Raw genomic sequence first — 18,350 nt, forward strand, 5'->3', positions numbered from 1 at the left:
TAATTACAACTGCATTTAATATCATAGTTTCATATATCATAGCTTTAATCACATATTAATCCATCAAATCAATAATTAAATCTTTAAATACAGGCGTCAATAATTACTCAATTGTGATTATTGACGCCTTTTAATTAGCATTATTTCGATTGTAAAGTCGTCCTAACAATAAGATCTTAGTACAATGGACCGCCCTTAGTAGCCATCATCGAACAATTAAGCCCAAATTAAAAAGCCTTCAAAACGAATTGATCAGTTTTGAAGGCTTTTAATTATTTCCGTCTCTTCCGCTTATATGCGGCGAAGAAGAATCCAGATAATCCTAATGCAAGTGCTCCCAACAAACTATAACGAACCGTTGTTTGACTTTCGCCAGTTTGTGGTAACTTACCCTGCTTATTATTAGAAGCTACGTTGGAATCATGACTAGCATGTAATCCATGTTTAGATTCATAATATCCACTTGAATTAGGTCTAGATGACCCAATTGCAGTACTTCCATGATGGTTAGTGGTTCCAGCACTATTTGCTGAAGAGTGCGCATTCGAAGCATGACTATGGCTATGACTAGCATGACTAGCATGGCTACTGTGTTTTGATCCACTCGCAGCACTACTTGCCGCGGAATGGTTGCTAGCTGCAGCGGATGAATGTGCGGATGCAGATGCACTCGCTGATGCAGATGCACTTGCCGAGGCCGACGCACTTGCTGATGCTGATGCACTCGCTGATGCTGATGCACTTGCCGAGGCCGACGCACTTGCTGATGCCGACGCACTTGCCGAGGCCGATGCACTTGCTGATGCGGACGCACTTGCTGATGCCGACGCACTTGCCGAGGCCGATGCACTTGCTGATGCGGACTGTGAATCAGCAGTTGAGGCACTGGAAGCAGTGCTGCTAGCGCTATCAGCAACCGAACTAGCTGATTTAACTAGCTTAGCCAATGATGAAATTGCAGCTGAAGCGGAACTAGCAACTGAAGCAGCAGAAGAAACAACGATCGATTCACTACTTGCCTCACTAGCAATTGATTCAGCAATCGAAGCCTCGCTAACGGCTTTTGAAACATCATGCGCAGCAGATGCTGACGATGCTGCAGCACTAGCACTAGCAGTGAGCTTAGCATAACTACTCATTGCTTGATTTGCAGAACTAAGAACGATTGCAGCACTCTTAGCAATTTCTGCATTACTGTTCATGTTGCTTGCCAATGAATGGTTATAAGCAGCGGCTGAACTAGCATCAGCAGCAGCCTTAGTAATGGCTGAGTTACTTGCATCCATGTTAGCAGTAGCTGCCGTTTCACTAGCAATCTTATCAGTATTGCTAATTTCAGAACTAGCAGTATTGATGGCCGTACTATTTGTAATTACAGCTGCACTTGCCTCATTAGCATGTGAACTAGCGGTCGCTGAATCGTGATCAACGTTAGAATTAGCGGAACTAGCCCGTCCACTAGCAAGACTATCATTATAAGAAATGGCTTGACTAGCGGCTTGACTAGCAGTTGATGCTGCATTTGAAGCAGCTGTAGAAGCGCTGGCCACCTCAGAGCTCAAGTTATTAGTTGCACTCTGGGCACTATTGGCAACACTAGCATCACTGGCGCTGCTGACAACGTTCTTGGCACTACTAATGGCATTATTAGCACTACTAATAAATGCAGAAGCGGAGTCAACCGTACTGTTAGCAGAACTAGTAACACTTGCATAGCTGGATACCACGCTGTTGTTAGAAGCCGAAGTAACTGAATCTGCTGCAGATTTAGCTGACTGAGTTGCACTGGCAGCTTCACTAGCAGCAGCACTAGCCTGACTGATGGCAATTGAGTCGGCAATGATCTTCGCACGATCATATTGGACTTGGGCGTCGTTTGCATCTTGGCTTGCGATATTGGCATCACTTTGCGCCCGACTAGCGGCACTCGATGCAGATGCATTTTCGGATTGCACCGCACTGGAGTGAGCAGAAGCGCTGGCGGCAGAAGCACTGGCTGCGGAAGCGGCACTCGCCGCAATGCTGGCCTGTTCGACAGCCAACGGTGCGTTACTTGCTTGCGCAGCTGAACTAGCGGCAGATGATGCTGAATTAGCTAGTGATGCGTCGTTCGATGCATCATTTGAATAACTATTGGCAGCAGCGGCATCACTCTTGGCGGCGCTCATAATGCTGTTAGCATCACTCTTAGCAATGATCACATCGGCTGACTTAACAACTGCATCAGAAGCATCTAATGATGCCTGTGATTTAGCACTCTCAATTGCAGAATCGCTGGTGGTAATCGTTTGGGCATGTTGATTAGCAGATTGCGCATCAACCGCCTTAGATGAAGTTACTACCGCATTCGATTCCGCACTATCATTAGCAGCAATTGCATACGAAGGATTAGCACTGGCAGCAGGAGCTGCGATCGAATTAGCACTCGCCGCCTGACTGCTTGCACTGTTGGCAACCGCTTCGGCACTAGCAATCACGGAAGCAACGATACTGGATGCCGCACTGGCCGCAGTCGAAGCAGCAGTCACGTTCGCACTCGCGATTTGTGAAGCACTAGTCGTTGAATCGTTCAAGCTATCTAATTGAGCCTTGAGGGATGTAATCGCAGCGGAGGCAGATTGGACAGCTGCATTTTCATTTGATGCAGCAATGGATGCCGTTTGAGCACTGCTTAATTCACTGGCAGCACCACTAGCATCCCCTGCCGTTGATGCATAGCTAGATGCGGCAATATAAGCTGATTTGGCGGCACTACTATTAGCAGCAGCACTGGCGGCATTTTGGCTCGCAACGCCAGAAAGGGATGCAATTTGACTTTCAATCCCACTGGCTGCAGATACGGCTGAACTAGCGACCGAACTAGCATTACTGAACGCTGCTTTGGCACTACTCATCGCGCTCATTTGACTACTGATGTAGGTGCTATTGAAGTTGTTGAGACTGTTGACCAATGAATCAGCACTACTCAAAGCTGGTGATTGGCTATTGATAGCCGTTGAAGAATTATTGATCTGATCAGCAGTCGAGCTAGCAACGCTGGACGTTGATCCGATAATAATACTAGCAATCCCAGCGGATTTAGCATTATCACTAGCTGAGCTAGCAACAGCATCAGCGGAATCGGCATCACTATTAGCTACTGCCGCATTGCTGATGGCAACACTGGCACTTTTAACGGTGGCATTAGCACTGTTGACCACGCTAGCAGCGGAAACGGCAACTAAGCTGGCTGAACTAGCCTTAGCTGCAGCAATCGATGCATTATCGGCTTGAGTAGCAGCAGCGGTGCTGGCAGCAGCAGCAATTGATGCCATTGAATTAGCATTACTGCGCAGCGATGCCGTTTCAGCACTAGTAACCCCAGCTGAATTGGCGCTGCTGAGGTCTGCGCTGGCTTGTGCGGAGGCAGAACTAGCAATCGATGCTTGATGACTGGCTTCCAAAGAGGCACTATCAGCAGCGGATTGAGCAGAACTAGCATCTGAACTAGCACTGTTCAATACGGACGTAGCATTAGTAGCATTTAAAAATGCAACGCTAGCAACAGAGCTCTGAACTGAATTGTAGCTACCAACTCTAGTGTCAACGTAGCTACCTGCTTGGCTATCAGCAGCGCTGTTAGTTGATGAATTAGTTACTGAAACGCTCGAATTAGCGGTTGATAATGAATTAACCCCGCTGTTAAAACTATGGGCAACACTGGTGCTTGAGTTAACTAATGAAGTGCTGCTATCAGTTCCACTATTAGCAACGCTAGCATGGTATGAATTAACCACAATATGGGCACGATCATTGTTGATAACGGCATCGTTGGCTAGCGAACTAGCTGCTAGTGAATCATCAGTGGCATTGCTTTGTGCCTGTTGGGCAGTGGAAGTGGCAACAACCGCTTGGCTACTAGCTACTGAAGCAGCATTAACAGCTGAAGCCGCTTGACTTTCGGCAGCAACTATCACACTGATCAATGACGTGATGTTTGGAGCCTTACTGTTAGCAATAGCATTGGATACCGCAGCGGAAGCAGATGCGACCGTGGAACGTGCAGAAGACACGACCACTGCAGCTGAGCTAGTTGCAATAACGGCACTCGATGCAGTTGCAAAGGCACTCGATGCTAATGAATCCTGGGTAACTGCATTGGAAAGCGCACTGGAAGCACTCGCGTTATCGTTGCTAGTGGTGCTATTAAGGGATGATAACGCACTACTGATTGGTGCATTTGAATATTGACTAGCCACCGTCTGCGTATCGGCATTGGCTGATGATGCAACAGATGCACTAGAACTAGTAGTGGAGCGCAATGAACTAGTGGCCACACTAGCAACGGATGCGGAACGGTCATCGGCTTGGGCAGCTGAATAGCTGTTCACTGAAACCGTAGCATTTGAAATAATAGAGCCTGCAGAAGAAGCCACCGAACTAGCCACCGCTGCACTCGCACTATCGGCAACCGAACTAGCTGATTGAATCAACGCGGTGAACGATGAAATTGCAGATGATGCAGAACTAGCAGCAGTTGAGGCACTCGAAACAATTGCCGATTCAGAACTAGCTTGGCTAGCATATGATTCGGCCGCAGAGGCAGCACTAACCGCTGCTGAAACATTTCCAGCGGTAGATGCTGATGAAGCAGCGGCACTTTCACTAGCTGCTTGACTTGCATAACTTCCCATGGCCTGGTTGGCAGCACTAAGCGTTCCAGCAGCACTTACCGCAGCACTAGATTGAATCGTAACCTGGCTCGATAACGATTGGTTAGTAGCGGCAGCTGAGCTAGCGTCTGCTGCAGCCTTAGAAACCACGGCATTGCTAGGATCATTGCTTGCGGTAATCGCAGTCTCACTCGCCACGGTGGCGGTATTGTTAGTTGCAGATGAAACGAATGCACTCGATGATATATTCGATGAAACATCAGCACTAGCGGTACTGTTAGCAGCGCTGGCGACACTGGCATTACTATCAGCAGCACTAGTAGCAACGCTGGCCCGCTGACTAGCATCGGAATCGTTGTAAGAAACAGTGGCACTGGCGGCTGAACTTGCAGTCGCAGCAGCACTTGAAATGGAAGCTGCCATGCTATATACCAAAGAGGTTAGACTGGCAGTTTGTTGTTGAGCAGCACTAGCGGTACTTGCATCTGCAGGATTACTGTTCGTCGCTCCACTAGTGACGGACTTTGCAGAAGCAATCGCACTTTGCGCTGAGTTGATTGATGAAGTGATTGAGGCAATCGTACTGTTAGCTGAACTAACGGTTGAAGCCTGGGTCGAAACAAAACTATTGTTCGATGCTGAGACGACCGAGTTAACTGAACTAGCAGCTTGATTAGCAGCCGCAGAACTATTAGCAGCATCTGAACTGGCTTGGCTAATCGCAACTGAATTCGAAGTCGTTGCAGCATGGGCTGAAGCAATCGTTGCCCCGTCAGCATCGGCACTCGTGATCTGTGCATCGGAACTGGCTAATGAGGATAGACTATTGGCCGATTTGAGATTATCGCTTGCAGCAGTGGAATATGAACTAGCTAGCGAAGCAAATGAGCTAGCGGATACCGCTGCTGTTGATGCTAAACTAGCGTTACTTTGAGCCGTTGGCCCGTCGCTTTTATCTGCAACCGCGCTGTTCGTGTTGTTCAAATACGAACTGGCTAGCGAAGCCTCATATGCAGCTTGGGAAGCAGCAGTACTTGCAGCCGCAGCGTTACTATTAGCACTGCTTACAAAGTTGACTGCGTTACTTGCTGCGGAACTAGCTTCAGCGGTCTTTGAGACTGCATCAGAAGCGTATGAAGAAGCACTTGCCTTTGCACTGGCAATTTCAGAATTACTGCCAGCCGAAATGGTTTGAGCGTGGCTGTTCGTGGCAACTGCATTTGAAGCCCGACTCGATGCTAAACTAGCTGATGATGATGCCGAAACTTGGGCGTCACTGGTGCTATTTGCATCCGTGTTGGCACCATTCGCATCTGAATCAGCACTAGTGGCGCTGGATGCTGCAGAATGACTGGCAGCACTGGCCGTCGAACTAGCTGATGAAACAACGGAACTCACGTAACTAGCGGCAAAGCTAGCAGCGGAGCTAGCTTTAGAAGCTTGTTGGCTAGCATCGGTCATGGCCGTTTGGACGGCTGAGTTTGCGGATGCTAACTGGTCCGTCAAGGATTGTACAGCGGAAGCGTGGGCACTAGCGGAACTAGCTTGATCACTTACCCCACTGGCTGGAGAAATGGTGTTATTGTTGGCAGTCGAAGCAGCGTTAGAATCACCACTCTGGGCTGCGGCAGTGGATGCAGAGGTTGCAGCAGATTGGACACTGCTATTGAATGATTCCGCACTGGTAACGTTCGAGGTAGTTGAAGCGGAAAGCTGTGCAATCTGAGCCGTAATAGAATTGGCTAAGCTAGCAGCTGAACTAGCAGTGCTGACATCCTTACTGTAGGCGGAATTAGCGCTACTTACTGCACTTGCGGCACTAGAAACGTCAGAATAACTACTATTATTAGAGTTTAAAGTTGCTATTACTGACACTGCATTTGAAACCGATGCAGATTGACTCTGGACCGCAGCAGAAGCGTTTCTGATGCTATCAGAATCACCACTGGCAGTTGCTGAGTTCGTGCTAATAGCACTTGAATCAGATTGTGCTTGGGCTACGTTTGAATTAGCGGTCGATGCCGTAGTGGAAGCATCATCGGCATAGCTATTGGCAATGATGGCGTTGCTAATGGCAGCGTTGGCGCTGATAAGCGTCACGTTAGCATCTGAAATCTTTTGCTTATCGGTATTAACTGCCATTGAAGCCGCCTTGGCACTATCAAAAGCCGCACTCGCAGCACTCGCAGCACTAGATGCCGTTGCTTGGGCAGATTGGGCAGCCGATGCCAACGAACTAGCACTTTCCTTCAATGCAATTGCGGACGCACTAGTGATCGATGGTGAATTAGCAGCGCTTAAAGCAGCAGCAGCATTTGATGATGCCACACTAGCGGTTGATTCCGCAACGCTGGCGGTAGTCGAAGCTGCGTTAGCATTGCTAAGAGCAGTCGAAGCACTAGCGCTTTGTTGAGTCGCATCCGCGATGGCGTTGCTATTTTCAGCAGCAGCACTAGCAGCAATGGATAGTTGATTAGCATTGTAGCTGCTGATCCGCGGTGCGGAACTCCCGGCTGCTTGACTGGCTTGACTAAAGATGGATTGATTAGATTGAGCAATCCCACTTGCCGTAGTGTAACTGGAATCTAAACTGTCCTTCGTGTTCCCAGTATCAACCGCATTCGAACTTGCGGAACTTGAGGAAACCACCGTCGCACTGTGGGCCACGCTAGTGTTGTATGAATCTACGGTAACATTGGCCCGAGCGTTGTTGATCACGGCATCGTTAGCCTTAGCACTAGCTGTGGTGCTGTCGTTCAATGCATTATTTTGATAAGACTTAGCCAATGAATTGTTCTGGTTGGCAATCGATGCTTGTAGCGATGAATCACTCGCAGCCTTTGATGCAATCGACTGTTGCTCAACAACGGCTGAAGCAGCCGAGCTAGCCAATGGCCCGTTGTGTTCTGATTGGGCGATCACAATTTCAGCACTAGCGGAAGCCAACGCACTATTGGCATTGGAAAGGGCAACCGAATCATTGTTGATTGCAGAAACCGCATTGGATGCCGCATTATAAGCAGAGTTAGCACTGGAAAGTTGGACCCCAGCATCACTAAATGCATTAGAAGCAATTGAATTATCAACACTAGTGCTTGAAGCAAATGCTGATAATTGGCTCCCAATGGTGGAATTGCTAGCATACGCACTGGCTAGTGAAGCCGTCTCACTGTGCGCTGAACTAGTGGTGCTCGAGTTGCTAGAAACCGCTGGGTAAACGGAATTAACAACACTAGAAGCCATCGCAGCTGGATCGTCATTAGCTGAAGTAATTTGATACCCCTTTGCATCGTTCGATAAACTGTTGGTAAACGAACTACCGCTAGCAATTGTGGATGACACAATTGAGGATGCTGCCGATGCCGCTTGACTAGCCATCGAATTTGCCTGTGAGAGCTGGAAGTTTTGCGAAGAAATCTCGGCTTGATAACTAATCAACTGGCTATTAACGGCACTCGCGGTGGAGTTCGCACTGACCGCCGTGGAATTAGCAGCACTGGCAATTGATAGCTGAGCGCTCGCCTCGGAAGCAAAAATGGAGGCTGAGCTAGGATCAACGAACGGAACCGATGAGCCATTAACCGCTACTGAAGAATTAGCGTACAATGATGCTTCACTAGCGTAAGAAGCAGCTTTAGATGAGGCAATCGAAGCCGCATTGGTAGCAGAACTAGCTGCCGTAACGGCGCTAGAATAGCTACTCATATCGCTAGTGACCGCACTGTTGATACTGCTAATTAACGTACTTGCAGAACTAGCAGCAGAACTAGCAGAACTCATTGAGGCCATTTGCGAACCAAACGATGGCAGTCCAGAGTTGTAGCTAGCCAGGCTATTCACGTAGCTAGCCATTGATGAAACCGCCGTACTATAACTGTTGGCAGAAGCGGTAGAATCAGCAATTGCGGAACTGGTACTAGTTATGGATGGGTTCGTATTGATTACCGATTGGTTGTTAGCGGAAGCCGATGCACTATCGGCATCTGCAGACTTAGCAGCGTTAGAGGCGTTATCAGCATAGCTGTTTGCCGCAATTGCGTTGCTAATGAAAGTGGATGCAGACTGCGTATATGAATTGGCAGATCCCGCAAAGTACCAATCTCGACCAGCCCGAGTGGCTTGTTCGCTTGCAATTACTGACTGGGCAGCGGCCACTACCGAAGCCGATGAAGCTAGGACAGCTGTACTGGAAGCCACACTGGCCACGGAACTAGCTAGGCTAGGATCTCCATTAGCCGATGCGCTCGTGGCAGCCGCACTCTCACTAGCTGCATCCGCACTCAGGGACTGGGCAACGCTATTGGCAGATGAAGCCACAACGGCCGCTGAATTAGCGATCGACTTAGCACTTTCCGCATCACTGGTTGCACTCCCTGCTACCCAAGTCGCACCACCAGCAGATGCAGCGATGCTTTTGACTGCTTCTGAAGCTCTGGTGTCAGGATAGGTGCTAGACCAGTACTGGGCACCACCATTGTAACTATTGGCACTATCATTATTAATAGAGGTGTTATAAGTCATGCCACTAGTTAAACTAGCTGCACTGGAAGTAAGCGAATTATTTGCACTAATATCTGCTACATCAGAATTAGTGTTCGAAATCTGAGTCCCCGCTTCTTGAGAATACAGGTTAGCCAATGCCATGCTGGCGTTGACTTTAGCCTGGGAGGCCGCAGCTGATGCAGCATTGCTAGCACTAATTGCGGTACTCTTAGCAATCGAAGCGGTCACGCGTTCCCCACTTACCAGCGCTGAATCGGATAGCGCAGCGCTGTTGTAGGAACTGGCTAGTAAAGCCGCTTTAGAAGCAGCTTCAGCATTACTCATGGCACTCGGGGCATTACTATTATCGCTATTGTCTGAATTAGTAGCACTCCATAAACTATTGGCAATCGACTCCTGCACTGCTGCTTCGGAAGCTTCGTTGGAAGCGTTGATTGCATGTGAACTAGCAAGCGAGTTGACCGTGCTTGCGGTAATGGTAGCTGAAGAAGCAATACCACTATTGTTGTTGGCATCACTATAGTTAGAATTAGCCGCAGAAACATACTTAACTAGGTCGCTATTGTTATAGTAATTAAAATTCATTGCACTAGCGGAACTAGCAACTGAGTTAGCGTCATCCCGACTACTCCCCGCACTACTGGTCGAACTAGAAAGCCCTGAATTGGCGGAGGCGGTAACGCTGTTGTAATTTTGCACAATTGCAGAATCACTCTGGGCGCCAGAATTAGCCGCACTAGCCTGTGAACTAGCAGAACTAGCGGTACTACTTGCTGAACTAGCGGTGGAAGAAGCGCTGCTCATTTCACTAGTAACATAGCTCACTGCAAAACTAGTGGCGGAACTAGCAGCAACGGAGGCGTTGGTGGCATTTGAATTAGCCACACTTAAGACAACTGCTTGTGAATTAGCATCAACCGAATAGCTATTAGCAGATGCTGAAGCAGTGGTTGCAACGGCAGATTCAGAATTAGCAATCGAAGCAGTCGTTGAAGCTTGAAGATAAGCGGAACTGGCAAAACTAGATGCCTGTGATCCAGATAGACTGCCGTTCAAATTCGTTGCATATGAAGATGCCAAGTTATAGTAACTATTAGCAAGTGAGGCGTTCAAACTCGCAACTGAATTAGCACTACTTGCGATGCTAGCCTGGGTACTAGCCCCAGTGCTGTCATTGCTAAGCGCAGCAGTTGCAGAACTTGCAGCAGAACTTGCAGAACTCAATACGGATGCGGCAGAGTTAACCGTATCACTCCAGCCGGCAACTGAAGAGTCAACGTGGTTATGAATGTTTAAATTCTGGAACGTTGCGACATTTGCATCGACTCCATTTGAAGCCGTGGTAATGGCGCTAGCGGAATTGCTACCCGCCGTTGACAAGCTATTGACCGCACTGTTAATACTGCCGGCCACACTGTTAGCTTGGGAAGTGGTTTTTGCATCGTTGCTGGCCGTATTAGCAGAAGTAGCAGCTGAATTAGCAGATTGGTGTGCTTGGTGGAATTCAGAAGCTGCCGAGTAGTTCGATTCAGCAATCGAATCCATGCTATTCCCAGTCGAAGCAGCTAAACTATTCCGATTGCTATCACTTTGCGCAGATGATAAAGCAATCCGTGAAACATTACTGTTCATGGCTGCGACGGAAGAGGCAGCGAAGTTAACGGAAGCAGCGAAGCTCCCAGCACTCCGATCAGATGTGGCTGACGCACTTTGCGCAACGCTATTAGCAGAGATCGCAGTTGAGTTTTGAATTGAGATTGCACTCGCCGTACTATTAGCGCTCACATATGCAATACTTGCATTATTAGATGCGGCTTGGGCATTGGACAGCGCTAAACTAGCAAGCGAAGCTGCCGAGCTCGCCTGACTAACGGCACTAGAGATCCAGGAGCTCCCCCGATCATTATTACCACCCTGGTTGTTGTAAATATCCTGAGCACTTTGTAATGCAGCGGAAGCACTGGCATAAACGGCACTTAAGCTGTTAACGGTCGAAGTTGCGGCAGAACTAATGGCTTGAGTGGACTTAACGACTCCCTGGGCACTAGTTGAAGCAGCAGCAACCTGTGAGGCATTGGAAGAAGCCTGTAATGAGTATAGGTTCGTAACCGCCCGATTCCCTTCAACGATGGCATTGGAATTAGCAGTAGTTGCAACGCTGGTGTAGCTACTTGCGGAATTAGAAGCCGTTTGGGCTAAAGCAGCATAACTAGCTGCTGCTGAATTGGCACTATCTAGAATTGAACGTTCAACCACTGCCACACTGGCATCGTTGGACGTATTAGTAGCGTTACTTTGCGCCAATCCTGGGTTTGGATCACCACCATTAATTCCAGTGACGGTACTAGCTTGGGATGCATTCGAAGTGGCATCGTTACGGTAGTAGGTTAAAAGAGCTTCGGCATTCTTAGCAGCAACGGCAGCAGAACTAGCTAACAGGTTGTAGCTATTTGCATCGCTAGCAGCTGACATGGCAGCCGATGCGTTCGATGAAGCTACAGTGGAGTAACTAGTTGCGGCAGAGGCTTCACTGCTGACTTGATTACCCCAGACCCCACTTTCAGAATTAGCGGCACTGTTGATATCAGCAATTGCAGAATCAACCGAATATTTAGTATTGGAAGCAACGATCGCATTTGAATTGGCAGAACTTAGTGCGTTTTGAGCAGCACTTGAGGCATCGGTGGCACTGGAAGCAGAAATCGTCCCCGTATTGGCCGTGCTAGCATTAGCAGAAGCCACGCGGTAAGCGGATTCGGCAACTCCAGCATCCACTGCGACACTGGCATTGTAGGTAATCCCATTTTTCAGCGAACCCATCGCATCAGCATAACTTTGGACCGCATTGCTGGCACTATCAGCAATACTTTGCTGAGTAAGTGCACTATCAGTCGCCAGACTGGTTAGTGATTGATAACTATCGGCTGTATGGGTATCATCCCAGGTACTATTGATCCACTTTTGCACTCCTTCACTGTCATTAGCTTTAGAGGCTTGTTCAAACATTGAAATATCCCTAGCAACGTTTGCATTAGCCGAACTAGTCAGGGCCGCATAACTAACTGCACTATCTCTGTAGTACTCAGCTTGAGACTTAGCACTGACGGCATCGCTACTAGCTTGGTTTGCAGCAGTAGCATACGACTGGGCACTAGAGAGGATGACGCTATTCGCAGACACTTCTGCCGCAATTTTACTATTATCTGGATATAACGATGACTGAGCAATCGCCACGGAATTAGCACTACTAATTAAGACCGCATTACTGCTCATATTAATATTAATGTTATCCCCAATGGTGCTACTGTCCCAACCGGTCTTGTTGGCAGCCGAGATGGCAACGGCACTATTGGCAATGGCTTGACTGGCAGCATTGGAAGCAACGATACTCCCCCGATCACCAAAACCACCGGAAGAACCAGCTAGTGATGCTACCCGACTTAGTGCATCACTGGCGGCGGAACTGGAAAGATTCCGAGAATCATTAGCAACTGCAGAGTAACTACTGATGGTTGCATTCAAGCTCTCAAGTGCTGAACTAGCAGATGAAACCGCAGAATTAGCACTGCTAAGAATTGCTGCATAAGAGCTTACCGAAGAAAGAGCTGCACTAGCAGATGCAATGTATTGGTTAGCACTGCTATTTTCACCCATGCTTGCGAGACTCATTGCTGTGGCTGAAGCTGAATAGGCAATCGCATTATAACTATTAATGTCACTAAATAAAGTCGTTGCTTGGTTTGAGTATGAAGTAGCATCGGCACTGGCCTGATTGGCATAGTTATGAACACTTCCGATGATGCTGTTAGCCTCTGAAGCCTTTTGGTTAGCACTGGAGGCAACGCTCACATCACTTCTAATGTCAGCATTATCAGGATTAATGCTACTAGCCCAAGTTGCCTTATCAACCCCACTGGAAGCAACAACGGCATTTGAAGAAGCGATATCAGAAGCAATGGCATCATTTGATGAGTTGGAATTAGTCCCACTGGAGTTCTTACCGATCCAGTAATTATTATTCCCCGCATTGGCAGCTAGACTACCTGAGCTCCCAGTAATCGCATTGGCCGTGGATTGTGCAGCAGCAACTGAACTAATTTCACTGGTAATGTTAGCACTGGCAGTATTAATGGTGGATAATGCAGAACTAGCAACTGAATTAGCACTATTTGCAATTGATAGGTAGTTGCTGATTTTGCTAGCCGCTTGGTTAGCCGCATTGGAGAAACTTTGCGCACTAACGGTTGCAGAACTAGCTAAAATGGCCATTTGTGATGCACTAGCGGCATAAGAAGATGCCAGAGCACTGTTTTGGGCGACCGACTCAGTTTCAGTTTGGCTTTGGTAACTATTAACCATTGCTGTATATGAATTCGCAAGGGAGGCTGCAGAAGAGGCAGCCGAGATGTTAATCGTAACTTGGCTACTTTGGAACTGGGCGTTGCTACTAGCACTAAGTCCAGCAACATTGGCAGCACTCGCAGCTGAATTTGCAGAATTTGCAACGGAAGCATTACTATTAATGACCTTGTTGGCTGAATTATTAAAGCTGTTTAGGGTAACCGTGTTATTAATCGAATTGACGGTACTAGCAAGCGAACCAGTACTTTGCGTCACTGAAGAAACCGCACTAATTCCATTATTAGCGGAACTTTGGGCGGATTGAGCGCCACTGAGGGCACTATTAGCGACTGAATTAGCACTGGATGCACTATTGCTGGCGTTAGCAGCCACGCTACTAGCACTATCGGTATCAGATCTGATCACGCTACTTGCTAGTGAAGCTGCCACACTAGCTGACTGTGCCAAACTGGCAATGTTAGACTGATCAGCACTCGCAGTCGAATTAGCACCACTAGCAACCGATTCAGCGGAACTGACGATTGCAGCAAACGAATTCGCAACGGACGCAGCAGAACTTGCACTGGCGGCATAGGAGGCAGCAGCTGAAACGGCAGAAGCCGTTTGTGAAGCTGGACCATGGTTAGCCGTGACCGAGTTAATGAACGCACTCAAACTAGCTACATTGGCAGAATATGATTGAGCTAGGCTCGCAGCTGAATTAGCAGAAGCCGCATTGCTAGCAACCACTGTATTGGCACTATTAGCAGTACTTTGGTTTTGATTTAAGTCAAAATCAGCATTGGAAACCTGGGTTGCCATTGAAAAAATGGCTGATGAGGCACTCGAAACTGCTGAATTTTGAAAGTTGTAAAAATTCAAGCTATTAACAAGGCTACCTGCATTTGATAGATCAGTGCCGTTAACGATGGCAGCTGATGAATAAGAACCGATGTTGCTGACAAAACTACCAGTGGCAACACTATTACTATTGGCGGCACTATTTGATGCACTCATACTAGCAATTGAACTATTGTTATTACTTGTGACTGAGTCCATTGCTGCAGAATTGCTTTGGTTGACATTGTCATTAGCACTCATTAAATCAGCACTGACGGTACTAGATTGGGAGCCAATGTAAGCCGTACTTGATTGAACGGCGTTATCATAAATTGCATATGATTGGGTCGCACCACTTACCAATGAATTATACTGACTTGCACTATTAGCAGCGGTATTTGCTGACGAAGCTGCGCTAACCGCACTACTGGCATTACTAAAGGCGGTCTTAAAGTCGTTCGCATTAGCTGCACTAGCAACGGCGACGCTGGCAGCACTGGCAGACGCAGCATTGGCAGTTGCTTGTGATAAAAATTGGTCAATGTCGTTTTTAATACTTACAATTCCATTTGCATACTTAGTCGAAGAACTAGAGTTAGTAATAGCATCCCCCAACGCACTACTAGCCGCTTGGTATGCACTATTAGCAGCCGCAAGCGAACTAGCAACATCGCTATTATTAGGATTGCTACTTGCTAGTGAACTTAATGAAGCTAAGGCGCTACTCGTGCTGGATAACGAGTTAGTGGCTGCACTTACTAATGCAGCAGTTGCAGTGCTACTAGCAATGATAGATTGATTAGCGGCACTTGCTAACTGAGCGTAACTAGCAATTGATGAAACCGCAGCATTAGCAGAACTCACAGCATTTGAAGCGATACTATTAACAATTGATGATTCATTGACAATCGCAGTACTAGCCAGACTATTAGAAACGCTTACGTTGGTTTCTAATTGGCTTTGGTTACTAGATAATACTGATAAAGAGGCATTAAAACTATCGTTAATCACAGATAACTGAGTATTAAGCGAGTTAAACGAGCCCTCAGCAACGCTAGCCTGGCTACTTGCCGTTTGTACCACTGAACTGGCACTTTGGGCCGAGCTGACCTGGGTCGCAGAAATCGAACCAGAAGCAATACTACTTACTACTGATGATTGTTGACTAGCCACTGAAGAAGCACTTCCAATGGCTGTTGAATTAGACCCCATTATGGTTTGAATAGAACTAGCAGAATCAGCAGAGCTGGATAACTGCGTAACAATTGCATTAATATTTTGCATTTCAGTTTGCGCAGCAGAAGAAGCCGCATTTAACGAACTAAATGCACTCGTTAAACTAGCATTGTTAGAGTCTAAAGCAGCTAAACTACTCAAGACCTGTTGATCACTAGTAATTGAACTTAATTTCTTACTGAGGCTATCAGCAGTTTGACTATTCGTTGTATTTTGGGTGGCAAAGCTACTGTTCATACTTTGAGCACTACTCATTGCTACCGTAGCTGAAGAACTAGCTGTGGAGATTGCTTCAGAAACTTTACTAATGTTATCAGAAATTGATTGCACTGCTGATTTTTGTGATGCTGCAACGGAAGCACTTGCAGATGCAATGGCACTAGACGTGGTACTGTCGTTGCCTCCTGATCCATTATCGTCACCAGACTTGTAATCTAAGTCGGATTGGTCAAGCGTATCACTAACGTTCGTTGATAAATTAGCACTATTGCTATTGACATCGGAAGCGTTATTACTACTACCAGCTGAAGAAGCAGAATTAGCACTACTGCTATTGGCAGCGGAAGCATTATTACTGCTCCCTGATGAAGAAGCAGCATTAGCACTACCACTACTATCGGTATTCGCACTGGATGTAAGTGCCTGACTGCTGACATTAGAATCGGCCTTAACTTCGATTTGCTTAGAACTAACAGCGTTAGCTCCTACCATTCCAAAGAATGCAATCGAAACTACTACCCATTGTTTTTTTACTTTTCTAAGTAATTTTTTCTCTTTTAATTTTTTAAATTTATTTGTTTTCCCAAACATAATAAGGACACCCCAATCATGATCATATTTTTCACTAAATATGTAACTTTTTTAATTTAAGTATTCCGTAATTTTGCTTTTTCCCCGAGACTATATCCACTATCAATACTATATTTTACTAAGTATAAAATCAATTATTTTAGCGAAAATTTATAATAGTAGTTTAAAAAATAGGCAGCAGCTTGGCTATCCATTTCCAAGCTACTGTCTATTGATGAACATGATCATGATTATCTGTAATATCACTCATTATTTTCCATTAGTCAGAAATACCAGACCAGCCTTAAAAGGCCCTGATACAGGTTTCAAATTGATCTAACTAGACAGAACGAATGATTTTGATCACTCCGTAAAACATTAGGAAAAATGAAATCGTAAATAAAAGTACAGATATTGCTAAATAAGGATTGAAAAGAATGATAACTCCTGCAATGACCCCTAATCCACCTAAAATGACGTTAAACCAATAACCACCGTCGCGGCTCTCAAACGCATTTTGATTGAGCCAAAGCTCCAATCCAGAATTAAAAATAACCGATACGGCAAATAAGAACCAGATCAAAACCACTCCTACCCAAGGAGCGAAGAACATTACGATTCCTAAAAAGATATCATAACCAGCTCCAACATATAACCATGTTTTATTATAAGTGCGAATTGATTTAATATCACTCCAGCGGGAAAAGCCATCTATGATTAATAAAATCGCAATCATATAAATCAATGAAAAGGTTGAACTAAGGGGATTCTTAATAACAATCAATGCTAAAATAATCGATAAAATCCCAACCAACAATGAGAATGGATTGAATCGTCTTCTTTCTCCAAACATTAAAGTCACTTCTTTCAATTAAAATTATTATCATCTAATAGTCTATCATTTTAAGTAACAATTAGCATTTAAAAACAAAAAGCACCGCTAAATTAGCCATGCTTATTCTAATCCTATTTAGCTGAATCGTCATCATCTTTAGCAATTGTATTTGCGATTAAATCAGCAATCTTATCTGGTTCAACACGGTCACCAGTCTTAACAAAGTATTCGTCAACAAATTTTTGATTCAATTCATTCATTGCCTTATTTAAATCGGCAACATCTCCGTGATCTTCAAAGTTATTCATCAATTCTTCATTCTTTACATAGTAGTCCTTAAATAATTCAATTACTTCTCGACTCATTTATAACACCTCTCAATAGTAGTTATGAACTGATTATATCATTATTATTCTAAATAATTAAACCGATTATTACTAGTATTTGCAATCTCTTTACCCTTATGGTCTTTAATAATAACATTAGTTTTCACATGATGTAAGTATGCAATCCGTTTTATCCCACTCCAAACGGTAAAGGCATTGTGTTGGTTTTCACGTCGATTCCCCATGGTTAGGTCACTAGAAATCGTAACCACCGTTTTATCATTACCATCGTAAGTCACTTTTTCAACTACGTGTGATGATTGGTCTGGAACCCCGCTAATCTGTTTTTCATAACCCTTTTTATCAGTACCGCGTTTAGCAAGCATCTGTTCTTGCCGACGGTTTGCCATATCACGATTACGTCTGTCACGTGATTCAAAATTTTTCTCACTTTGATTCTGCTTCATTTGGCTTACGCTCGAAGATTCAGATGCCTTTTTTTGAGAATCGCTTTTACTTGAATCATTCGCTGAACTACTAGTCGATCCTGACGAGTTGGAACTATCATTCTTTGCACTAGAACTATTATTAATAGCCTGTGATTCATTTGAATTAGAATGGTTAGAGGCGCTGACCCCCCAAAAACTCCCCACTGAAAAAATTGCCATTACCAATGCGAATAGTCCCCAGGTTTTACTAGACTTATTCTTAATTCTAATTCCTTGAATTAAAGCGATTAATAGTGTAATTACAAATAACACTAAAAATATAACCAATAAAATTTTAAAAACAGCGTTCATTTTTAAATTCTCCTTTTGTTAATTAACT

Annotated in this window: 4 protein-coding genes; all 4 read right to left on the reverse strand. The window is 45.7% G+C overall.

What is annotated here, in order from left to right; genetic code table 11:
• Positions 1 to 272: 272 nt before the first annotated feature.
• Positions 273 to 16,382 (reverse strand): beta strand repeat-containing protein, encoded by a 16,110-nt coding sequence (locus ACSYTJ_RS05415; protein WP_491719690.1) that lies wholly within the window; start codon positions 16,380 to 16,382, stop codon positions 273 to 275.
• Positions 16,383 to 16,701: 319 nt separating this feature from the next.
• Positions 16,702 to 17,223 carry an HdeD family acid-resistance protein gene (locus ACSYTJ_RS05420; RefSeq protein WP_491720134.1) on the reverse strand — a complete coding sequence of 174 codons (522 nt, stop codon included), beginning with the start codon at positions 17,221 to 17,223 and terminating at the stop codon, positions 16,702 to 16,704.
• A 104-nt stretch (positions 17,224 to 17,327) separates the two neighbouring features.
• Positions 17,328 to 17,561, reverse strand: coding sequence for a hypothetical protein (locus ACSYTJ_RS05425; protein ID WP_491716586.1), 234 nt, complete (start codon positions 17,559 to 17,561; stop codon positions 17,328 to 17,330).
• A 44-nt stretch (positions 17,562 to 17,605) separates the two neighbouring features.
• Entirely contained in the window at positions 17,606 to 18,322 is a 717-nt protein-coding gene (locus ACSYTJ_RS05430) for a DUF1328 domain-containing protein (protein ID WP_491719691.1), read from the reverse strand.
• Between the last annotated feature and the right edge of the window lie 28 nt (positions 18,323 to 18,350).

It is taken from the genome of Nicoliella sp. ESL1113 (genome assembly GCF_058509245.1).